Source organism: Amycolatopsis sp. NPDC104819 (assembly GCF_055583145.1).
On the sequence record NZ_JBVJON010000008.1, the window covers coordinates 211,765 to 235,948 of the forward strand.

The 24,184-nt window shown below is 74.1% G+C and carries 4 protein-coding genes; 1 reads left to right on the forward strand and 3 read right to left on the reverse strand.

Translation table 11 applies throughout. The features are described from left to right. The 3 genes from ACZ63E_RS26250 to ACZ63E_RS26260 all read right to left on the reverse strand — a co-directional run. The coding region (locus ACZ63E_RS26250) for a type I polyketide synthase (protein ID WP_465339094.1) at positions 1–6,782 on the reverse strand (6,782 nt) is incomplete at its 3' end. Between the two features lie 29 nt (positions 6,783–6,811). Beyond that, positions 6,812–21,289: an SDR family NAD(P)-dependent oxidoreductase gene (locus ACZ63E_RS26255; RefSeq protein ID WP_465338761.1), complete on the reverse strand. Its 14,478-nt coding sequence runs from the start codon at positions 21,287–21,289 to the stop codon at positions 6,812–6,814. Between the two features lie 113 nt (positions 21,290–21,402). After that, positions 21,403–22,446, reverse strand: coding sequence for a glycosyltransferase (locus ACZ63E_RS26260; protein WP_465338762.1), 1,044 nt, complete (start codon positions 22,444–22,446; stop codon positions 21,403–21,405). 664 nt (positions 22,447–23,110) lie between these two features. On the opposite strand from ACZ63E_RS26260, the gene ACZ63E_RS26265 reads away from it, so the two are divergent. Continuing rightward, complete coding sequence (locus tag ACZ63E_RS26265) at positions 23,111–24,154, forward strand: sulfite exporter TauE/SafE family protein (RefSeq protein WP_465338763.1); 1,044 nt, start codon at positions 23,111–23,113, stop codon at positions 24,152–24,154. The last annotated feature ends 30 nt before the right edge of the window (positions 24,155–24,184 follow it).

Here is a 24,184-nt window from a genome sequence, read left to right on the forward strand (position 1 = left end):
TCGATCGCGGGGTCGTCGGAGCAGAGGAAGAGCAAGCGCTTGTTGGGGGGGCGGGGGCGGTCCGGCGGGTGCGGCCGGGTGCGCCCATACCGCCACGGGTCCACAGTGGACCGCGGCTCGGCGCCGACCCAGTAGTGCCGGTGCCGGAACGCGGTCTTCGGCACCGGGACCAGGGGTCCGGGCGGGATGACGGCGCTCCAGTCGACGTCGGCGCCGCGGGTGAACAGCTCGCCCAGTGCGGTGAGCGCGGTGCGCACTTCCGGCCGGTTCCGCCGCGTCAGCGCCACGCCGGCGACGCCGAGGGGGCCCAGCAGCCCGGTCAGCACCCCGCCGGGGCCGAGTTCGAGGACCGTGCCGGCGTCCAGCGCGCCGACGGCGTCGGCGAACCGGACGGGCTCGCGCACCTGGTCCACCCAGTACCGCGCGGTCTCCGGCAGCGGTCCCCCGGTCATTCCGGAAATCACCGGGAACCGGGCGGGGTGGTAGGTGAGCCCGGCGGTGACCGTGGCGAACTCGGCCAGCATCGGCTCCATCAGCGCGGAGTGGAACGCGTGGCTGACGTCGAGGTACTTGGCTTCCACGCCGAGCACGCGCACGGCGTCCGTCACGGCGTCCCGCGTTCCGGAGAGCACAAGGGACTCCGGGCCGTTCACCGCGGCCACCGACACCTCGTCGAATCCGCGGACCGCTTCTTCGTCCACCGGAACGGAAGCCATGACGCCCTCACCGGCAGGCAGGGCCTGCATCAGCCGGGCGCGCGCGGCGACCAGCACCGCCGCGTCGGGCAGCGTGAGGACGCCCGCGGCGCACGCGGCGGCGACCTCGCCGATCGAGTGGCCGACCACCGCTCGCGGCCGCAGGCCCCAGGACGTGACCAGCTCGAACATCGCGAGCTCAACGGCGAACAGGGCGGGTTGCGCGCGAACGGTAGCGTCGAGGTCCTCGCCGCCGAGCACGATCTCGCGCACCGAAAAGTCCAGGTGGCGATCCAGTTCGGCGCACGCCGCGTCGAACGCGTCCCGGAACACCGGGAACGTCTCGTGGAGCTCGCGGCCCATCCTCGGCCGCTGCGAGCCCTGCCCGGCGAAGGCGAACGCCACGGCCCCGTCGCCGGCCTTGCGTCCGCGGGCACCAACCAGCGCGGCAACGGCCTCATCAGGACGATCGGCGACGACGGCCAAGCGGTGTTCCCACACCGATCGCGTGGCAGCCAAGGACCGCGCGGTGGCGACCAGCGGCGCCCCGGCGAGGTGGCCGGAAAGGCGGGAAGCCTGGTCCACCAACGCTTCCTCGCTGCGAGCCGAGAGCACGAGCGGGACCAGCGCATCGGGTTCGGGCTGCGGCTCGGCGGTGTCGACGGCTTCGAGGATCACGTGCGCGTTCGTGCCGGAGACGCCGAACGAGGACACCCCCGCCCGCCGGGCCGGGCCCGTCCACGGCACCGGATCGGTCAGCAGCTCGACCGCGCCGGCGGTCCAGTCCACCTTGCCGCTCGGGTGTTCGGCGTGCAGGGTGCGGGGCAGCACGCCGTGCCGCATCGCGAGGATCACCTTGATCACCCCGGCGACCCCGGCCGCGGCCTGGGTGTGCCCGAGGTTGGACTTCACCGAGCCCAGCAGCAGCGGCCGCGCGCGGTCCTGGCCGTAGGCCGCCAGCAGTGCCGTCGCTTCGATCGGATCGCCGAGCACGGTCCCGGTGCCGTGCGCTTCCACGGCGTCCACTTCGGACGGTTGCAGTCCGGCGTTCGCCAGTGCCTGCCGGATCACGCGCTGCTGCGCCACGCCGTTGGGCGCGGTGAGGCCGTTGGAGGCACCGTCCTGGTTGACCGCCGAGCCGCGCACGATCGCCAGCACTGCACGGCCCGCGCGCACGGCCTCGGACCGCCGCTGCACCACGAGCACGCCGACACCCTCGGCCCAACCGGTCCCGTCGGCCTCGTCGGCGAACGACCGGCATCGGCCGTCCGGGGACAGCCCGCGCTGCCGGGAGAACTCCACGAAGACGTCCGGAGTGGTCAGCACGGCCGCCCCCGCGACAAGAGCCATCGCACACTCCCCCGCCCGCAGCGCCTGCACTGCCAGGTGCAATGCCACCAGCGAGGACGAGCAGGCGGTGTCGACGGTGACGGCCGGGCCCTGGGCACCAAGCACATAGGACAGCCGCCCGGACAGCACGCTGGAGGCGGTGCCCGTCAGCAGATAGCCCTCGGCCTCGGCCGCACCGGCCCCGTACCGCTGGGCCGAAGCCCCGACGAACACGCCCAAGTCGCTGTCGCGCGTCGTCACCGGGTCGATCCCGGCGTCTTCCAGGGCTTCCCACGAGGTTTCCAGCAGAAGCCGCTGTTGGGGATCCATCGCCAGCGCCTCGCGTGGGCTGATGCCGAAGAACCCGGCGTCGAACGCCCCGGCGTCGGCCAGGAACCCGCCGTGCCGGGTGGCGGAGGTGCCCGCCGATCCGGGGGCGAACAGGGATTCCAGGTCCCAGCCGCGGTCGTCCGGGAACTCCGTGATCGCTTCACGGCCATCGGCCAGCAGCTCCCAGTACCGCTCGGCGCTGGTGATGCCGCCCGGCAGGCGCACGCCGAGCCCGACGATGACGATCGGGTCGTCGTCGGCCGGTGCGGGCCGCGTCTCCTCCGGCGGGATTTCCGCCGAGGTCAGGCGAGTGCGCAGCGCTTCGGCGAGCGCGGCGGCGTCGGGGTGGTCGAAGGCGATGGTGACCGGCAGCGTGACGCCGGTCGTGGCGGCGATCCGGGTGCGCAGCTCGACCGAGGTCAGCGAGTCGAACCCGGCGTCGCGGAACGCCCGGCGCGGGGCGATGTCTTCGGGCGAGTCCAGGCCGAGCACGGCCGCCGCCTCCCGGCGCACCAGCTCGACCAGCAGTTCGCGCTGCCGCACGGGGTCCAGCCCGGTCAGCGTGCGCTCGAGCTCGGTGGCGGGCGCCGCGTCCACCGGCGCGGCGGCCCACCGGTTCAGCAGCGGGCTCGGCCTGGCGGCGGCGAACATCTCCGTGAAGCGCGGCCAGTCCATGTTCGTGACGACGGCGGTGGCGCGCCCGCTGCGCAGCACGGCGTCGAGTTCGGCGAGCGCCCGCTCCGGCGCCATGGGCAGGATCGCCCGGCGCCGCAGCTGCTCGGCGGCGTCACCAGTCGTCGCCATGCCGCCGTCGGCCCAGGCGCCCCAGGCGATCGACGTCGCGGTGAGCCCGCGGGCGCGCCGGTTCTCGGCGAGGGCGTCGAGCTGGGCGTTGGCGGCCGAGTAGGCGGCCTGCCGGGCCGATCCCCAGGTCCCGGCGATGGAGGAGAACAGCACGAACGCGTCCAGGGACCGGTCGCCCAGCACCGCGTCCAGCACGGCCGCGCCGACGGCCTTGCCCGCCAGCACCTCGGCGAACGACTCCCGGTCGTGGTCGAGGACCGGGACCAGGTCCCCGGCCACGCCCGCGGCGTGCACCACGGCGTCCGGCGGGTACTGCTCGACCACCGCGGCGACCGCGGCCCGATCGGCGACGTCGCAGGCCACCGGGAGCAGCCGCGGATCGTCGCTGGTCCCACCACTGCGGCTCAGCAGCACCGCGCGGTCGGCGCCGCGGTCCAGCGCCCAGCGCGCCACCCGCAGACCGAGCGCGCCGGTGCCGCCGGTGACCAGCACGGTGCCGCGCGGGGTCCAGCCAGGACCGTCGTCGACGGCGGTCGACGGAACCAGCCGCCGGCCGAAGGCCCCGGTGGCGCGGACCGCCACCTGGTCCTCGTCGCCGCCGAGCACACCGAGAACCGCGCCCACCGGCGTTTCGGGCGGCAGGTCGACCAGGCCGCCCCACCGGTCCGGGTGCTCCAGCGCGACCACGCGGCCGAGCCCCCACACGGCGGCCGCGGCCGGTTCGGTCATCCTGTCGGACGGGCCGGTGGCCACGGCACCCCGGGTCACCACCCAGATCGGGCCGGAGCCCGAGCGCAGCGCGTCCTGCACCGCGGTCAGCACGAAGAAGGGGTCGTTCGAGACGACCAGCACACCGTCGGCCGACCCCTCGGTGACGGCGTCGAGCCCGGCGGCGGCCAGGGCGTCGGCGGCCCCGGGCTCGCCCACGACGAGCCAGCAGCCGCCTGTCCGCGGGCCGGGAACCAGGCCCTCCCAGGTGATCTCGTACCGCCACGGGCTCGTCTCCCGCCCCGCGGCACGACCCGGCGGCAACCAGTAGCGCCGGTGCTCGAACACCGTGGTCGGCACCGGCACGGTGGCCGCCTCCGGGATCAGGACGGTCCAGTCGACTCGCCCGCCGTGCTCGAAGACCTCCGTGAGTGACCGCCGGAACCGCCGCGGGCCCCCGTCGTCCCGGCGGAGCGAGCCGAGCACGGCGGCGTCGTGGTGCCCGGCGTCGTCGAGGGTTTCGCTGATCGCCGAGGCCAGCACGGGGTGCGTGCCGCATTCGAGGAACAGGGAGAACCCGTCGTCGGCGAGCGTCCGGACCGCGTCGGCGAAGCGGACGCGCGAACGCAGGTTCCGCGCCCAGTAGCCGGGCTCGAGGTCGCGCACCCACTGGTTGTCCACTGTGGAGAGCCACGGGATCTTCGGGCGGCGGGCGGTGACTCCGGCCAGCGCGGCGGAGATCTCGCCGGCCACGGCGTCAACCTGGCTGGTGTGCGAGGCGTAGTCCACCGCCACCCGGCGGGTCCGGACACCCTCGGCCGCGTACCGCGCTTCCAGGGCGTCGAGCGCGGCCGGCGCCCCGGCGAGGACGACCGACCGCGGTCCGTTGACCGCCGCGATCTCCACGCCCTCGGGCAGCTCGCCGGGTGACGCCGAGACCGACAGCATCCCGCCGCGCCCGGCCAGCCCGGTGGCGATCACCTGGCTGCGCAACGCGACCACCTTCGCCGCGTCCGCCAGCGACAGCACACCTGCGACGCAGGCCGCGGCGATCTCGCCCTGCGAATGGCCGGTCACCGCGTCGGCGTGGAGCCCGTACGACTCCCACAGCGCCGCCAGCGACACCATCACCGCCCACGACACCGGCTGCACCACGTCGACGCGGTCGAGTTCGCCACCGAAGACGACGTCTCGCAATGACCAGTCCACCAGGGGCGCAAGCGCTTGCGCGCACTCGTCCATCCGCGCCGAGAACACCGGCTCGGACTCCCACAGCTCGCGGCCCATGCCCACCCACTGGGCACCCTGGCCGGGGAAGACCAGCACGGTCTTCCCGTCCCCGGCACGGGCTCCTTCGACCGTCCGCAGCTCGGCGACGGCGTCCGAAGTGGACTGCGCGAAGACGACGGCCCGGTGCTCCCACAGCGTCCGGGTGGACAGCAGCGAGCGCGCGACGCCGGTCAGGCCGGGCTGTTCTTCGTCGAGGAAGTCGGCCAGGCGCGCGGCCTGCGCGGCCAGGCCTCCGGCGGTGCGCGCCGACACGACGAGCGGCACGGGTCCGGCCGGAGTGGGCGGTTCCGGGCGCTCGGCGGCCGGGGCCTGTTCGAGGATCACGTGCGCGTTGGTGCCGGACACCCCGAACGAGGACACCCCGGCCCGCCGGACCGGCGTCGCCCACGGCGTCGCCGAGGTCAGCAGCTCGATCGCGCCGCTCGTCCAGTCGACCCGGTCGCTGGGCCGGTCGACGTGCAGGGTGCGCGGCAGCACGCCGTGCCGCATGGCCAGCACCATCTTGATCACGCCGACGACCCCGGCCGCGGCCTGCGTGTGGCCGAGGTTGGACTTCACCGAGCCGAGCCACAACGGCCGGTCACGCTCCTGGCCGTAGGCGGCGAGCAGCGCCGTGGCCTCGATCGGGTCCCCCAGGACGGTGCCGGTGCCGTGCGCCTCGACCGCGTCCACTTCGGACGGTTCGAGCCCGGCGTTGCGCAGCGCCCGGCGGATGACCCGCTCCTGAGCGGGCCCGTTCGGCGCGGTCAGGCCGTTCGACGCGCCGTCCTGGTTCACCGCGCTCCCGCGCAGCACGGCCAGGATCTCCCGGCCATCGCGCCGGGCGTCGGAGAGCCGTTGCAGTACGACGACCCCCACGCCCTCCGACCAGCCGGTGCCGTCGGCGGCCTGCGCGAACGACTTGCACCGGCCGTCCGCGGAAAGCCCTTGCTGGCGGGAGAACTCCACGAACACGTCCGGGGTGGCGAGCACGGTCGCGCCGCCCGCCAGCACGAGCGAGCACTCCCCCGACCGCAGGGCCTGCGCGCCGAGGTGGAGCGCCACCAGCGACGAGGAACAGGCCGTGTCGAGGGTGACCGCCGGGCCGTGCAGGCCCAGCAGGTAGGACACGCGGCCGCTGGCGACGCTGCCCGCGCTGCCCGTGCCGAGGAAGCCTTCGAGCTCGGCGGGCTGCGGACCTCCGGCGTAGTCGTGGTACATCAGCCCGGTGAAGACGCCGATTTCCTTGCCGCACAAAGCCGTCGGGTCGATGCCCGCCCGTTCCAGCGCCTCCCACGACGTTTCCAGCAGCAGCCGCTGCTGCGGATCCATCGCCAGCGCCTCACGCGGGCTGATGCCGAAGAAGCCCGCGTCGAAGTCACCCGCGTCGTGGAGGAAGCTGCCGCGCCGGGTCAGAGAGGTGCCGGTCCCGTCGCCGAACAGGCGGTCCAGGTCCCAGCCGCGGTCGACCGGGAAGTCCGACACCGTCTCCCGTCCTTCGGCCAGCAGGTCCCAGAACGCCTCCGGCGTCGACACCCCGCCGGGCAGGCGCAGGCCCATGCCGACGATCGCGATCGGCTCGCCGGCGCCGTCGGCTGCCTTCTTCAGCCGTTCGTTCTCCTGCAACGAGGCGCGCAGGGCCGCCACGAGCCGTTCGTTCTGCGCCGCGGCATCCATCACAGGTCTCCCAACGCACGGCGGATCAGGGCTTCCGCGTCCATGTCGGCGAGTGCCGCCGCTTCGTCCACGACCGGTTCTTCGGTCACCGGCGCACCGAACAGCTCAGCCTGCAGCCGGTCGCCGAGCGCGGCCGCGTTCGGGTGGTCGAACACCGCGGTCACCGGCAGCCTGGCCCCGGTCGCGGCGCCGAGCCGGTTGCGCAGCTCGACCGAGGTCAGCGAGTCGAACCCCAGCTCCCGGAACGCGGTGCCCGCCTCGATCGGACGCGCCCGGCCGAGCACCACCGCGGCTTCGCGCCGGACCAGGTCGGTCACCGCCGCCCGCTGCCGCGGTTCGTCCAGTTCGGACAGCCGGTCGAGCAGATCCGTTTCCGGCGAAACGGTTTCGTGCCGGTCGGGCACGAGACCACGCCACAGCGGAGAAAGCGCACCGGAGCGCAACGCCACCCGGTCCGGGAGCACCGGCACCACGACCGGGGCGTCCAGCCGCAGTGCGGCGTCGAACATCCGCATGCCGAGCGCGTTCCCGATCGGCGCGACCCCGGCCCGCACCATGCGTTCCCGCTGGGCGCCGGTGAGGTGCCCGGTCATCGCGCTGGACTGTTCCCACAGGCCCCAGGCCAGGGACATCCCGGCCCCGCCCGCGGCCCGCCGCCGGGTGATCGCCGCGTCGAGGAACGCGCTCGCGGCGGCGTAGTTCGCCTGCCCGGCGTTGCCGAGCACCCCGGCGGCCGACGAGAAGACGATCAACGCCGTGCCCGAGTCCCGGGTCAGCTCGTCGAGGTGTGTGAAAGCGTCGACCTTCGGCTCGAACACCCGGTCCACCGCGGCCGGGTCCAGCGCGGTGACGAGCCCGTCGGCGAGCACTCCGGCGGCGTGGACGACGACGTCCGGCGTGGTTTCGGCGAGCAACGCGCGAACTTGATCGCGGTCGGAGACGTCGCAGGTGCGGGTTTCGAAGCGGTCACTCGTGCCGCTGCGCGAGGCCAGCACGATGTCGCGCACGCCGTGTTCGGCGGCGAGGTGCTCGGCGACGAGCGTGCCGAGGGTCCCGGTGCCGCCGGTGATCAGCACCTTCGTGCCCGCGCCAAGCAGGCTGTTCCCGCGCGCCCCGGCCGGGGCCAGCCGGGGCGCGAAGAACTGTCCAATCCGGACGCCGACCTGGTTCTCCCCCTGGGCGTGCGCGGCCGCGGCGATGGCGGCGGGGTCCGCCCCCGGTCCGTCCAGCAGGACCAGCCGTCCCGGGTGCTCGACCTGGGCGGCGCGGACGAGCCCCCACACCGCCGCTTCGGCCGGGTCGGTCAGCGCCTCGCGGGTGACGACCACCAGCCGCGTGTCTTCGCTGTCGGACAGAAGCTCTTGCACGGCTCGAAGTGCGCCGGTCACCGCGTGCCGCGCCCGGACGGCGTCGGCACCCGGTCCGGGATCGACGTGGTAGACCCGCCAGTCACCGGCTTCGCTCGGAGACAGCGCAAGCGGTACCCAGTCGAGCCGGAACAGCTCCACCGACCGCAGGTTCCCGACCTCGACCGGCCGGCTGGTCAGCTCGGCCAGCGTGAACACCGGGCTTCCCTCGAAGTCGACGGCCGTGACCTCGCCGCGGCGGATCCGCACGCGCAGCTCCCGACCGGCGCCGTGCAGGCTGAGCCCCTGCCAGGCGAAGGGCAGCTCGATCCGGCCGTCCTCCCGGGCGGTGCCCAGCGCGGCCGGGTGCAGGGTGGCGTCGAGCAGCGCGGGGTGGATCGCGAAGCCGGTCGCGTCGATGTCGATGGGCAACGCGACCTCGGCGAACAACTCGTCCCCGCGGCGCAAGAGCGAACGCACCCCCTGGAACGCCGGTCCGTACTCGTAGCCGAGACCGGCGAGCGTCGCGTCGAGGTCGTCCACCGGTTCGGCGTCCGGCGGTGGCCACGCGAACGTCTCGCCGGTGACGCCGGACGCGGTGAGCGTGCCGGCGGCGTGCCGGGTCCAGCGGCCGTCCGCGTGCTTCGCGTGCACGCTCACCGGACGTCGGCCGTCCTCCTCCGCGCCGATCACGACCTGCACCGGCACCGCGGCCGCGTCCAGCACGAGCGGCGACTCGACCACCAGTTCCTCGAGCACCGGGCACCCGGTGACCCGGCCGCCCTGCAGTGCCAGTTCTGCCCACGCCGCCCCGGGCACCACGACCGCCCCGCCGATCGCGTGGTCGGCCAGCCACGGCTGCGCTTCGAGGGACAGCCGCCCGGTGAGCGCGCCGCCGCCGGTCTCGGGGTGCTCGGCGAACGCGCCCAGCACGGGATGCGGCACCGGTTCGAGCCCGGCACCCGTCACATCTGTCGCGGCCTTGGCCGCGGTCCGCCAGTAGCGTTCCCGCTCGAACGCCGTCGTCGGGACGTCGACCAGCGGCGCTTCGGGCACCACGCGGCGCCAGTCGACGGGCCCGCCGTGCACGAAGACCTCGGCCAGGGACCGGACGAACCGGCCGGGGCCGCCGTCCTCCCGGCGCAGCGATCCGACGGCGACCGCGTCCGGCACGGTCTCCAGCACCGCGGCGGTCAGCACCGGGTGCGAACTCGCTTCGACGAACAGGTCGAACCCCTGGGCGCCCAGTTCGGTGACGGCCGCCGAGAACCGGACCGGTTCCCGCAGGTTCCGCACCCAGTAAGCGGTGTTCACCTCCCCGACCCACTGGACGTCCACAGTGGACATCCACGGGATCTCGGGGACCGTGGCCTTCACCTCGCCGAGCCGGGCCAAGATCTCGTCCGCCACTGTGTCCACCTGAGCGGTATGCGAGGCGTAGTCGACGTCGATCCGCCGCACCCGGACACCGTCTTCGCGGTACCGCCGCTCGACCTCGTCGAGGACCGCGGAGGCGCCCGCCAGCACCACGGATCGCGGCCCGTTCACGGCCGCGATCTCCACCCCCTCCGGCACGTCGCCCGGGGCGACCGCCACCGACAGCATGGCCCCGTGCCCGGCCAGCCCGGCGGCGATCACCTGACTGCGCACGGCCACCACCCGCGCCGCATCCTCCAGCGACAGCGCACCGGCCACGCACGCCGCCGCGATCTCCCCCTGCGAATGCCCGACGACCGCATCCGGCGTGATCCCGCACGAGCGCCACAACGCGGCCAGCGACACCATCACCGCCCACGACACCGGCTGCACCACGTCGACCCGATCCAGGGCACCACCGAACACGACGTCCCGCAGCGACCAGTCCACAACGGACGACAGCGCCTGCTCGCACTCGGCCATCCGCGCGGCGAACACCGGCTCGGACTCCCACAGCTCCCGGCCCATGCCCACCCATTGCGCGCCCTGCCCCGGGAAGACCAGCACCGGCCGGCGAGCACCGGCCGCGACGCCGGTGAGCACGTCGGCGGTCGGGCGTCCCGCGACGAAGTCGTGCAGTGCTTCCTCGGACAGCGCGACGGCCCGGTGCGGCCACGAAGGCCGTCCGGCGGCCAGGCTGAACGCGGCCGCCTCGGGGTCGTCCAGTCGGGCGATCCCGGCCGCCTGCTCGCGCAGTGCCGCCGCGCTGCGGGCCGAAACGACCAGCGCCGGGACTGCGACGGGCTCCGGCTGCTCGCGCACCGGCGGCTCCTCGATGATGACGTGCGCGTTGGTGCCGGAGACTCCGAAGGACGACACCCCGGCTCGCCGGTGCTCGCCGGTCCAGGGCACCGCCGAGGTGAGCAGTTCCACCGATCCGTCCGCCCAGTCGACCTTCCCGCTGGGCCGGTCGACGTGCAGGGTGCGGGGCAGCACGCCGTGCCGCAGGGACAGGATCATCTTGATCACCCCGGCCACGCCGGCGGCCGCCTGGGTGTGCCCGACGTTCGACTTCACCGAACCGAGCCACAGCGGCCGGTCCCGCTCGCGGCCGTAGGTGTTCAGCAGCGCTTGGGCCTCGATCGGGTCGCCCAGCGCGGTGCCGGTGCCGTGCGCCTCGACGACGTCCACTTCGGACGGTGCCAGTCCGGCGTTGGCCAGCGCCTGCCGGATCACCTTCTCCTGCGCCGGGCCGTTCGGCGCGGTCAGCCCGTTCGACGCGCCGTCCTGGTTCACCGCGCTCCCCCGCACCACCGCCAGGATCTCCCGGCCTTCGCGTTGGGCGTCGGAAAGCCGTTGCAGCACCAGTACTCCCACGCCTTCGGCCCACGCGGTGCCGTCGGCCGATTCGGCGAACGCCTTGCACCGGCCGTCCGGGGACAGCCCGCGCTGGCGGGAGAACTCCACGAAGACGTCCGGCGCCGCCATCACCGTGACACCCCCGGCCACGGCCATCGAGCATTCGCCCGACCGCAGCGACTGCGCCGCCAGGTGCAGCGCCACCAGCGACGACGAGCACGCCGTGTCCACGGTGACCGCCGGGCCATGGGTGCCCAGCACGTACGACAACCGTCCGGAAAGGACACTCGACGCGGTGCCGAGCAGCTGGTAGCCGTCGGACTCCGCCGTGGTCCCGTAGGCCTGCGTGGCGGCGCCGAGGAACACGCCGACGTCCTTCGTGCGCAGGCTCGTCGGGTCCACTCCGGACCGTTCCAGCGCTTCCCACGCGGTTTCCAGCACCAGCCGCTGCTGCGGGTCCATCGACACCGCCTCGCGGGGCGAGATGCCGAACAGCTCGGCGTCGAACCACGCCGCGTCGTGCAGGAACCCGCCGTGGCGCGGGGTGCAGCCGTCCACGCCGAACAGCCGGTCCAGGTCCCAGCCGCGGTCGGCCGGGAACTCCGACACCGCGTCGACGCCGTCGGCCAGCAGCGTCCAGTAGTCCTCCGGTGTCGCCACCCCGCCCGGCAGCCGGACCGCCAGGCCGACGATCACCACCGGGTCGTCGTCCACTGTGGACGTTTGCACCGCGGCGACCTCGGCCGCGCCGGTGAGCCGGGTGTGCAGGAACTCGGCCAGCAGCACCGGGTTCGGGTAGTCGAACACCAGGGTCGCGGGCAGCGTCAGCCCGGTCCGGGCGGCGAGGCGGTTGCGCAGTTCGATGGCGGTGAGCGAGTCGAACCCGGCGTCGCGGAACGCCCGGGTCTCGTCGACGGCCGGGGTCGCGAGCACCGCGGCCGCCGCCTCGCATACCGCGCGCCGCAGAGAAGGCAGGTCACGCGGGACGTCGGGACGCTCCTCCTCCGGCGCGCCCAGCGCGGGCAGGCCGTTCCCCGACGGCTTCACGGCGACCAGGGCGGCGTGCTCCGACGTCACCGCGAGATCGAGCAGCCGCAGCCCTTCCGCGGCCGACAGCTTGCCCACGCCCGCGCGTTCCAGCCGCCCGGTGTCGGCGGCGTCGAGGCGTCCGGTCATGGCGCTCTCGGGCGCCCATTGCCCCCAGGCCAGCGACACGGCGTGGCGGCCCGTCGCCCGGCGGCGCGCGGCGAGTGCGTCGAGGTAGGCGTTCGCGGCGGCGTAGTTGGCCTGCCCGGCCGAGCCGAGGACACCGGCCGCGGAGGAGAACAGCACGAACGCGTCGAGGTCGCCGGCCAGCTCGTCGAGGTGCGCGGCCGCGTCGGCCTTGGGCCGGAGCACGGTGTCGAAGGCGTCGTCGTCCAGGGCGGTGATCGTGCCGTCGTCGGTGACGCCGGCGGCGTGCACGACGGCGGTGACGGGCACTTTCGCGAGCAGCGCCCGCACCTGCTCGCGGTCGGCGACGTCGCAGGACACCATCGTCACCGTAGCCCCGGCCGCCTCCAGCTCGGTGCGCAGCGAGGCGTCCTCACCACGCCGGGACGCCAGGACGACGTGGCCGACGCCGTGGGTCGTGACCAGGTGCCGGGCGACCAGCGAGCCGAGGGTGCCGGTGCCTCCGGTGATCAGCACCGTGCTGTCGCGCCGCCACGGCGTGCCGCCGGTCGCGGCGACCTCCCGCAGGTGGGGCACCAGCACCTCGCCGCCGCGGATCCGGAGCTGCTCGGCGCCCCCGCCCAGCGCCCGCCGGAGGACGTCGGCCTCGGTGCCGGGGTCCAGGTCGGCGAGCACGAACCGGCCCGGATGCTCGGTCTGCGCGCTGCGGACCAGGCCTCCCACCGCCGCGGCGACCGGGTCGACGTCGGCGTGCTCGGTCACGACGACCAGCCGCCCGCCGTGCGCGTCGGCGAGGAACCGCCGGACGGTGCCCAGCACCTCGGTCAGCACCGCGCGGAGGTCACCGGCCGGCGCGCGCCAGATCTCCCGCTCCGAAACGGCGGGTCGGCCGTCGACGGCGGCACCCGGGTGGCCGGGTTCCCACCGCACCGCGTGTAGCGGCGGTTCCGGCCGGACGCGGCCGTCGGTCAGCCAGTAGTGCTGCCGGTCGAACACCGTCTTCGGCACCGGGACGAGCGTGCGCGGAAGGACGGCGGTCCAGTCGACGTGGTGCCCGCGCGCGAACGCGGTCGCGGCGGCGGTCAGCGCGCTCGCCACCTCGGGCCGCCCACGGCGGGTCAGCGGCACGGCGACGACGTCCGCCAGCACCCCGGACAGGGCGCCGCCGGGCCCGAGTTCCAGCACGGTCGTGACCGGGCTCGCGGGGGCACCGGTCATGGTCGTCATCGCGTCGGCGAACCGCACGGTGCGCCGCACCTGCTCGACCCAGTAGTCCGGGGTGCACGCCTGCTCGTCGGTCAGCCGCTCACCGGTCACCGTGGACACCACGGCGACGCCGGGAGCGCGGTAGGTGAGCGACGCGGCGACCTCGCGGAACTCGGCGAGCATCGGTTCCATCAGCTCGGAGTGGAAGGCGTGGCCGACGCGCAGCCGCCGTCCTTCGACGCCGAGCTGCTCGACGGCCCGGGTCACGGCCTCCTCCGGACCGGACAGCACCACGGAAGCGGCGTCGTTGACCGCGGCGACGGACACCCCGGCCAGGTCGGGAACTGCGCTTTCGGGCACCGGCACGGAAACCATCGCACCGCCGGCGGGCAACGCCTGCATGAGCGCACCACGCGCGGCGACCAGCCGGGCCGCGTCGGGCAGCGACCACACCCCGGCCACGAACGCCGCGGTGAGCTCCCCCAGCGAGTGCCCGGCGAGCGCCCGCGGCCGGATGCCCCAGGAGGCCACCAGTGCGGCCATCGCCACCTCGACGGCGAAGAGCCCGGCTTGCGCACCCAGCGTCCCGTCGAGCCGGTCGCCGTCGAAGACGGCTTCGCGCACGGAGAAGTCCATGTGCCGGTCCAGCTCGGCGCAGACCTCGTCGAACGCCTCGGCGTACACCGGGAACCGGTCGTACAGCTCCCGGCCCATCCCGGCCCGCTGGGTGCCCTGGCCGGGGAAGACGAACCCGATGCCGCCGTCACCGGCCCGGCCGGTGATCACGTTCGCGCGCTCGAAGTCGCGCAGGCCCGCGATCGCCTCGGGCACGTCGGCGGCGAGCACCACCGCGCGGTGTTCCCAGCGGCTCCGCGTGGTGACGAGCGCGCCCGCGGTCGCGGTCAGGTCACCCCGATCGGCCAGGTGGCCGGCGACCGCGGCGGCCTGCGTCCGCACCGCGCGCTCGGACCGGCCGGTGACGACGACCGGCACCAGGTCCAGTTTCGGCACGGTGGGGGCGGTCCACCGCGGCGGCTGTTCGAGCAGGACGTGGGCGTTCGTCCCGGAGACGCCGAACGACGACACGCCCGCCCGGCGGGTCTCCGCCGCCCAGGGCACCGCCGAGGTCAGTAGCTCGATCGAACCGCCTGTCCAGTCGACCACCTCGCTCGGCCGCTCGGCGTACAGCGTGCGCGGCAGCACGCCGTGCCGCATCGCCAGGACCATCTTGATCACGCCGACGACCCCGGCCGCGGCCTGGGTGTGCCCGACGTTCGACTTGGCCGAGCCGAGGAGCAGCGGCCGGTCCCGCTCGCGGCCGTAGGTCGCCAGCAGCGCCTGGGCCTCGATCGGGTCACCCAGCACGGTTCCGGTGCCGTGCGCCTCGACGACGTCCACTTCGGATGGTTGCAGTCCCGCGTCGGCGAGCGCTCGGCGGATCACCTTCTCCTGGGCCGGGCCGTTCGGCGCGGTCAGCCCGTTCGACGCGCCGTCCTGGTTCACCGCGCTGCCCCGGACCACCGCCAGGACCTCCCGGCCGTCACGATGCGCGTCAAAAAGCCGTTGCAGCACCAGCACTCCGGCGCCTTCGGACCACCCCGTGCCGTCGGCGTCCGCGCTGAACGACTTGCACCGGCCGTCGGGCGCGAGGCCGCGTTGCCGGGAGAACTCGACGAAGACCTCGGGCCCGGCCATGACCGTTACCCCGCCGACGACGGCCAGCGACGTCTCCCCGGAACGCAATGACTGAGCAGCCAGATGCAAGGCCACCAGCGACGACGAGCACGCCGTGTCGACGGTGAGCGCGGGGCCCTGTGTGCCCAGCACGTAGGCGAGGCGGCCCGAGATCACCGCTGGCAGCCCGCCGGTCAGCAGGTAGCCTTCGGCGTCGCCAGGCGTCATCGCGCTGGGTCCGTAGGGCTGCGGTGTCGCGCCGACGAACACGCCGGTGTCGCTGTCGCGCAGCGAAGCCGGGTCGAACCCCGCGTCCTCCAGCGCTTCCCACGCCGTCTCCAGCACCAGCCGCTGCTGCGGGTCCATCGCGAGCGCCTCGCGCGGGCTGATGCCGAAGAACCCGGCGTCGAACGCGCCGGCGTCGGTCAGGAACCCGCCGCGCCGGGTGTAGGTGGTGCCGGTGGCGTCGGGGTCGGCGTCGTAGAGCGCGGCCAGGTCCCAGCCGCGGTCGGCCGGGAACTCCGACACCGCGTCGCCGCCGTCGGCCAGCAGCCGCCAGAAGTCCTCCGGCGAAGTGATCCCGCCGGGCAGGCGGACGCCCATGCCGACCACGGCGATCGGGTCGTCGTCGCGCTCGGCCCGCGCGGTCGCGGTGGCCCGTTCTCCGCCGGACAGCCGCTCGCCCAGGTGCTCGGCCAGCCGCCGGGGGGTCGGGAAGTCGAAGGCGACGGCCGGCGGCAGGGCCAGGCCGGTCGCGGCACTCAGCCGGGCGCGCAGGTCGACCGAGGTGAGCGAGTCGAACCCGAGATCACGGAACGCCCGGTCCGCGCCGATGCCGTCCGGCTCGCCCAGCACCGCGGCGGCGTGCGCGCGGACCAGCTCGAGCAGCTGGTCCCGGTCGTCGAACCCGGCGAACTCGGCGAGCCGGGCCAGCGGCGCCGAGCCGAGCGGCACGCCGTCCGGGCCGAGCCAGTAGCGGCGGCGCTCGAACACCGAGGTGGGCAGCGGCACCGGCGGCGCGGCCGGGACGACGGTCGTCCAGTCCACCCGGCCGCCGCGGACGAAGTGCTCGGCGAGCGAAGTGCGGAAGCGGCGGCTTCCGCCGTCGTCGCGGCGCAGGGTTCCGCACACCGCCGCGCTGACAACGTTGTCGGCCACGGCGTCGGAGAGCACCGGGTGCGAACTGACTTCCACGAACAAGCCGAACCCTTGATCGGCCAACGCGGTCACGGCGTCGGCGAACCGCACCCGGCTCCGGAGGTTGCGGAACCAGTAGTCCGCCGCCACCGGCTCTTCGACCCACGCAGCATCCACAGTGGACATCCACGGCACGGCGGGCGTCCTGGCCGTCACTCCGGTGGCGGCGAGCACTTCCGCCCGGACACTGTCCACTTCGGAACTGTGCGAGGCGTAGTCCACGGAGACGCGCCGGACCCGCACTCCACGTTCGCGGTAGTCCCGCTCCCAGCCGTCCAGCTGCGCGGGTGTCCCGGCGAGCACGAGTGCGCGCGGTCCGTTGACGGCGGCGATCTCCGCGCCTTCCGGCACGTCGTCCGGCGCGACCGCCACCGACAGCAGCCCGCCACGACCGGCCAACCCGGCGGCGATCACCTGGCTGCGCCGGGCCACCACCCGGGCCGCGTCCGCCAGCGACAGCGCACCGGCCACGCAGGCCGCGGCGATCTCCCCTTGCGAATGCCCGACCACGGCGTCCGGCCGCACGCCGTGGGCGTCCCACAACGCCGCCAGCGACACCATCACCGCCCACGACACCGGCTGCACCACGTCGACCCGGTCCAGACCACCCCCGAAGACGACGTCCCGCAGGGACCAGGCCACGAACGGCGCCAGCGCCCGCTCGCACTCGGCCATCCGGGCCGCGAACACCGGCTCCGCGTCCCACAGCTCCCGGCCCATGCCTGCCCACTGGGCGCCCTGGCCGGGGAAGACGAACACGGTCTTCGCCCCGGTCAGCGCCTCTCCGCTGAGCGCGGCCGGATCGCGCAACGCCGTGGCCGCTTCGGTGGTGTCCGCGGCGAGCACCACCGTGCGGTGCCGGTGCAGCGTCCGGGTGGTCAGCAACGACCAGGCCACCGGCGCGAGATCACCGTCCAGCTCCGGCGCGAGCCGCAGCGCCTGCGCCCGGACGGCGGTGCGGGTGCGGCCGGACACGACCAGCGGCAGCACGCCGTGCTCGGCCGGTGCGGGCGGGGGTTCCGGCGCGGCCGACTCGATGATCACGTGGGCGTTGGTGCCCGAGATGCCGAACGACGAGATCCCGGCCCGCAGCGGCCGGTCGGCCGGCTCCCAGGGCTCGGCGGCGGTGAGCAGCCGGACCCGCCCGGCCGTCCAGTCGACGCGGTCCGAGGCGGTTTCCGCGTGCAGGGTGGCCGGCAGGGTCCGGTGCCGCATGGCCAGGATCATCTTGATCAGCCCGGCGACGCCCGCCGCCGCCTGCGCGTGCCCGAGGTTCGACTTGACCGAGCCGAGCCGCAGCGGTGTCTCGCGTTGCTGCCCGTAGGTGGCCAGCAGGGCCTCGGCCTCGATCGGGTCGCCCAGCACGGTTCCCGTGCCGTGCGCCTCCACGGCGTCCACTTCGGACGGTTCCAGGCCGGCGTCGCGCAACGCTCGGCGAATGACACGCTCCTGCGCGAGGCCGTTCGGCGCGGCCAGCCCGTTGGACGCCCCGTCCTGGTTGACCGCGCTGCCGCGCAGCACCGCCAGCACCGGACGGCCGGCTTCCCGCGCGGCCGAAAGCAGTTGCAGCGCAACGACCCCGGCGCCTTCGGCCCAACCGGTGCCGTCCGCGTCCGCGGCGAACGAACGGCAGCGCCCGTCACCGGAGAGGCCGCCTTGTCGCGCGAACTCGACGAACACGCCGGGTCCGGCCATCACCGTGGCCCCACCGGCGAGCGCCAGCGTGCACTCCCCGGACCGCAGCGACTGCGCGGCCAGGTGCAGCGCGACCAGCGACGAGGAACACGCGGTGTCAACGGTGACCGCGGGCCCCTCCGTGCCCAGCACGTAGGCCACCCGCCCGGAGGCCACACTCGGCGCGACCCCGGTCAGCACGTGGCCTCCGGTCTCCTCGCCGCTTTCGTGCATGCGGCCGCCGTACTCCGGCGGCATCAGGCCGAAGAAGACACCCGTTTCGGTGCCGCGCAGGGAGGCCGGATCGACGCCGGCTCGTTCGAGCGCCTCCCACGACGTCTCCAGCAGCAGCCGCTGCTGCGGGTCCATGGCCAGCGCCTCGCGCGGGCTGATGCCGAAGAACCCCGCGTCGAACGCCCCGGCGTCGGCCAGGAACCCGCCGCGGAACCCGGCGTCCGGCCAGCCCCGGTCCGCCGGTGCGCCGGTCACGAGGTCGGCGCCGCCGGCCAGCGCGGCCCAGAACGACTCCGGCGAGTCGATCCCGCCGGGGAACCGGCACCCCAGGCCGACGATCACCACCGGGTCATCGTCCAAGGAAGCGGGTCCGGCCGTGATTTCCGCCGGTGCGTCGGCGCCGAGGTACTCGATCAGCCGCGCGGGCGTGGGGTGGTTGTACAGGGTGGTGCTGGTCAGCCGCCGGTCCAGGGTGGTGTCGAGCCGCGCGGCCAGCTCCACCAGCATCGACGAGTCGAACCCGAGGTCCCGGAACGGCGCGTCGAGCTCGAGCCGCGCGGGATCGCGCACCCCCAGCACCGCGGCGATCTCGCGCCGGGCCGTCTCCGCCGGATCGGTGGTCACCGGGGTTTCCGCGACGGTTTTGTCGTCGAGCCAGTGCCGTTCCCGTTGGAAAGCGTAGTGCGGCAGGGACAACCGCCGTCCACTGTGGACCGGCCACGGCACCGGAACGCCGTTCGCGTACAGCTCGCCCAGCGAGAGCAGCAGCCGGTCCGGACCGCCTTCGCCGCGGCGTAGCGTCGGCACGGTCACTGCGGTGCCGCCCTGTTCCAGCGCGCAGTCCCGGATCCCGGCCAGCAGCATCGGGTGCGGGCTGACTTCGACGAACACGTCGCGGTCGGCGCCGAGCAGCGTCCCGACCGCGGCGCGCAGGTCCACCGGCTGCCGCAGGTTCTGGTACCAGTATTCAGCGTCGAGCAGGCCGATCGGCTCGTCACCGGTCACCGTCGAGTAGAACGGGACCGCCGGGGACATCGGGCGAAGTTCGGCCAGGGCGGTCTTCAGCTCGTGTTCGATCGGCTCGACCGCGGCGGAGTGCGAGGCGTAGTCCGCCATGATGCGGCGGGCCCGCGCTTCCGGTTCGCTGACCGCGACGAGTTCGTCCAGCGCGTCGAGGTCCCCGGCGACCACGACGGACGCCGGTCCGGAGATCACCGCGACCGACAGCCGCCCGCCCCAGCGCTCGAGGCGCGCGCGGACTTCGTCGACCGGGAGCCCGAGCCAGGCCATTCCGCCGCGGCCGGTCAGCGCCCGCGCGGTGATCCGGGAGCGGGCCTCGATCAGCCGCGCGCCGTCTTCGAGCGTCAGCGCCCCGGCGACGCAGGCCGCCGCGACCTCACCCTGGGACTGCCCGACCACCGCGGCGGGCTCGATCCCCCGCGAGCGCCAGAGCGCGGCCAGCGCCACCATCACCGCCCACATCACGGGCTGGTTGACCTCGGTCAGCTCCATCGACGGCGCGCCTTCGACGTCGCGAAGCACGTCGAGCAGCGACCACCCGACCAACGGGCGCAGGGCGTCGTCGCAGCGGCGCAGCTCGTCGGCGAACACGGGCGAGGTGTCGAGCAGCTCCGTCGCCATGCCCGGCCACTGGGGGCCCTGACCGGGGAAGACGAAGACGATCCCGCCCGTGCGCTCGCGCGCGGTGCCGCGGACGATCGTCGGCGCGGAAAGTCCCGCGGCCAGATCTTCGAGCGCGGTGACCAGTTCATCCCGGTCGTCGCCGACGACAACGGCCCGCCGCGGCAGCGCGGCCCGGGACACCAAGGAGCCCGCGATTTCGTGACGGCCGGTTCCGGGGTGCTGGTGCAGGTGTTCGGCCAGGCGGGCGGCCTGGTCGAGCAGCGCGCGTTCGGTGTGGGCGGACAGCACCCACGCCGCCGGTCCGTCCGGTTCGGGCTCCGGAGCGGGAGCGTCCGGTGCGGGTGCGACGACGACGTGCGCGTTGGTGCCGCCGATGCCGAACGAGGAGACGCCGGCGTACCCGGGCGACGGCCACGGCGTGGTCTCCGTGACCACCCGGAGCCGCCAGTCGCCGAACCGGATCGCCGGGTTCGGGCGCTCGAAGTTCAGGCTCGCGGGCAGGCTGCGGTGGTGCAGAGCCAGCAGCGTCTTGAGCAGGCCCGCGATCCCGGCCGCGCCCTCCAGGTGCCCGATGTTCGTCTTCACCGAGCCGACGAGCAGTGCGGTGCCGCGGTGCGGGGCGTGCGCGGCCCCGAGTGCGGCGGCCTCCACCGGGTCGCCCGCGGCGGTGCCCGTGCCGTGCAGCTCGACGTACTCGACCTCGGCGGGCGCCACCTCCGCCCGCCGGTAGGCGTCCCGCAGCACCCGCTCTTGAGCGGCCGGGCTCGGCGCGGTCAGGCCGGGCGCCGGGCCGTCGTTGTTGACCGCGGTGCCGCGCAGGACGCCGTAGATCCGGTCCCCGTCGGCTTCGGCCTGGGCGAGTGGCTTGAGCAGCACGAGACCGCCGCCCTCACCGCGGGCGAAGCCGTTGGCGCGGGCGTCGAAGGTGTGGCACCGGCCGTCCGGCGACAGCGCGCCGAGGCGGGTGAGCGCCTCGGTGGACTCGTCGGCCAGATTCAAGTGCACCCCGCCCGCGATCGCCAGCGCGGACTCTCCGCTGCGCAGGCTTTCGGCGGCCAGGTGCACGGCGACCAGCGCGGACGACTGGCCGGTGTCCACGGCCAGGCTCGGCCCGGCGAGCCCGAAGAAGTGCGACAGCCGGTTGGCCAGCAGGGCGCGGCTCGTGCCGGTCAGCCGGTGGTGCCCGACCTCGGCGCCGAGCCGGGCGGCGAGCAGCGCGTAGTCGTCGGCGGTGGCGCCGACGAACACGCTCGTGCCGCTCCCCCGCACCGCGTCCGGCGCGATCCCGGCGTCTTCGAACACCTCCCAGCCCAGCTCCAGCAGCAGGCGCTGCTGCGGGTCGAGCTCGCGGGCCTCCCGCGGGGAGACGCCGAACAGGGCCGCGTCGAAGCCGGCGACGTCGTCGAGGTAGCCGGCGCGCGACGCGGTGGCCGGACGCCCGGGCGGCGCCGCGCCGAGCACGTCGATCCCCCCGGCCAGCACCCGCCAGAACGCCGCCGGGTCCGCGGCGCCGGGAAACCGGCAGGACAGGCCGACCACCGCGATGGGGAACACGGCAACTCCTCACGATCGGGACCGGTTCGAGGTCTGCCGCGGCCCTCGTGAGTGGTAAGTAGGGTTCTAACCCTCCTGAACACTCACGACCAGCTGCGGCAGACCGGCCTGGGCTAGTCCTGGGCGTCGAGCCCGGCGGCCTCCAGCGGGGCCGCGTACGGCGCGATCACCCGCATCAGCTCCGCTTCCCACGCCGTCGGGTGGATCGCCGTGGTGGCCCGCGCCGGCGTCTGCCGGGCTCTCTCGATCCCGGTGAGCAGGGCTTCGGTGGTCGCCTTGCCGTTGTAGCGGTCCACCAGCCATTGGCGGCCCTCGGCGCGGATCCGGTCCGCGTCCGACCGGTGCACCAGCTCGAGGGCGGTGTCGGCCAGCTCCACGGTGCGCAGGCTCGGCACCGGCCACGCGGACGGCGCTTCGAACAGCTCGTCACCGCCGCCGAGGCCGTACCCGGTGACGAGGCAGCCGCTGGCCAGCGCCTCGGCGACCGGCAGGCCGAACCCCTCGCCCTCGGGGGCGCCGAGCGCGACGAACACCGACGTGTCGGCGAGCACCCGGGCGACCTCCTCGTGCACAAGGCCCCGGATGTCCCGCAGCTCGACCCCGGCGCTGCGCGGGTCGTTGCGCAGGATCTGCTTGAGCAGGGCACTTTCCGACGGTCGCTTGCGCGACATCCACGCGATGCTGGGCTTCTTCTCCACCGGCCGGAACAGCTGCGCGTCGATCGGGTTCGGCACCAGCACGGGCGGCGGCAGGTCGGGCACCGCGCGGCTGATCACCTCGACGCCGTCGCGGGAGATCGTCCACAGCGTGGGCGGCACGCTCCAGCCCGGGTACGGGTTCAGCTCGGGGCAGGTCAGGAACATCATGAAGTGGCCCTGGACGAAGATGACCGTGCGGCCGCCGGGGGCCGGGTCGTGGCCGGGCAGGATGGTCAGCTCCGGCACCACGAGCAGGTCGTCGGCCGCCAGCTCCAGCTCCTTGCCGGACAGCGTCGGCACGGTGTCATCGAACCAGTTGTACCGGAAGCCGGGGGTCGGCGACCAGCGGTAGGCGTCCACACCCGCCGCCGCCAGCAGCGCCACGTGCTCGGTCAGCAAGCGGTTTCCGCCGACGGGGTACTGGACCTCGAACCCGGCGTAGACGACTCGACCAGCCAACTCCTGCTCCGTTTCCGGGCCCCGGAGCGCATCCGGCCACGGCCCAGCTCGTGACGAGGGCACGCCGAAAACGCCGGCGACACTGCCGGCTGCGAAACGGCGGCCGACCGGGCTCCCGCACACCGCGGCGGGCGGCTCCCGATCATCCGGACACTAACCCGCGACGCCGAGCGAAAGCAATGGTCTAGTCCAGACCGGCATCCGCCCCGGCTTCGGATCCCGTCGCCACCTGCCCGGCACCGCAGCGCGCGAAAGCTCTACCACACAACGAATCACGACCAGCCGAACATCGGAACGAATCATGATCACCCGATCAGCGGCTTGGCGGGACCGAGTCGGGAATGAAGATGTTGCGCAGAGTTGCCCGAGGAGCCGGAGATTGGACCAACAGCTCCGCATTATCGCCCGGATCGCCGCAAGTCTCACCTCGAGCGTCACCGAGGGTGCAGCAGCTCGGTCGATCGACAGGAAATCGGACAACCCGCAGCCGGGTACCCGCCGACGCCACGATGCGACACCGGTTCCCGTCGACAATACGTCCACATTGGACACTCAGGCGGTACCTGCCGCAAATCCGCGGCGCGCGCCGTCCGCTCTTCTCCCTTACTGCGATCTTCCGGTGACGCCGTTGATTTCCCTTGCGCGGAAAAGAGACGGTGACGCCATGACGCTGCTCGAACTCGACGAACCCGCCGCCCGGCTCCGCTCCGCACGCTCGGTGCTGCGCGTCCAGCTCACCCTCGCCGCGGCGGTCTGGGCCGGCTGGCTCGCGCTCGGCGGGACCCAGGCGTTCGACGCGCTGCGCCGGCAGTGGGCCGTCGCCGTCACGATGGTGTTCGGCTCGCTCGTCGGCGGCGGCACCAGCGAAGGCGGCGGCGCCGTCGCGTTCCCGGTGTTCACCAAGATCCTGCACATCCCCGCCACCGACGCCCGGATCTTCACCTACGCCGTCCAGAGCGTCGGCATGACCGCCGCCAGCCTCGTGATCCTGTGGATGCGCGTCCCCGTCGAACGCCGTGTCCTGCGCCTCGGCGTCCCCGCCGGCGTCGCCGGCGTCGTGCTCGCGAGCACGGTGCTCGCTCCGCTGCTGTCCCTGCCCCAGATCCGGACCTACTTCACCGTCCTGCTCACCAGCCTCGCGCTGGCCCTGCTCGTGATGCAACGACGCGGCGGCCACGCCCGCAACCCGTTCATCCCCGTCACCGGCCGGCTCGAAACGAGCGTGGTCGTGGCGGCCGGGTTCACCGGCGGGATCGTGAGCGGCCTCGTCGGGGTCGGTGAGAACACCGTCATGTTCATCGTGCTGGTGCTGCTGTTCCGGGTGTCGGAAAAGGTCGCCACCCCGACGACGGTGATCCTGATGACCGCGGTCTCGCTGGCCGCGTTCGGCTCCCACGTGTTCCTCGTCGGTGACTTCACCGGCCCGGTCGTCGACTACTGGCTCGCCGCGACGCCGATCGTGGTCATCGGGGCGCCGGTCGGCGCGGTGATCTGCGCCCGGCTGACCCGCACGACCATCCGGCGGATCCTGCTCGCCCTCATCGCCGTCGAGTTCGTCAGCACACTCGTGCTGGTCCCGATGACCACGGCGACCAGGCTCACGGCCGCGGCGGTGCTGGTGCTCGTCACGATCGCCTGCTGCCTGCTCACCAGCGTGCGGCGCTATTCGCCGCCACGGCAGAGCCAGCCGGCGGGTTCACCGGGCTGAGCGATCGGCCGCGGCCGCGCGTCCGGCTAG

Excerpts from the sequence above, each read along its gene's own strand:
- ACZ63E_RS26265 (WP_465338763.1), top strand. The coding sequence starts at position 23,111 with ATGACGCTGCTCGAACTCGACGAACCCGCCGCCCGGCTCCGCTCCGCA.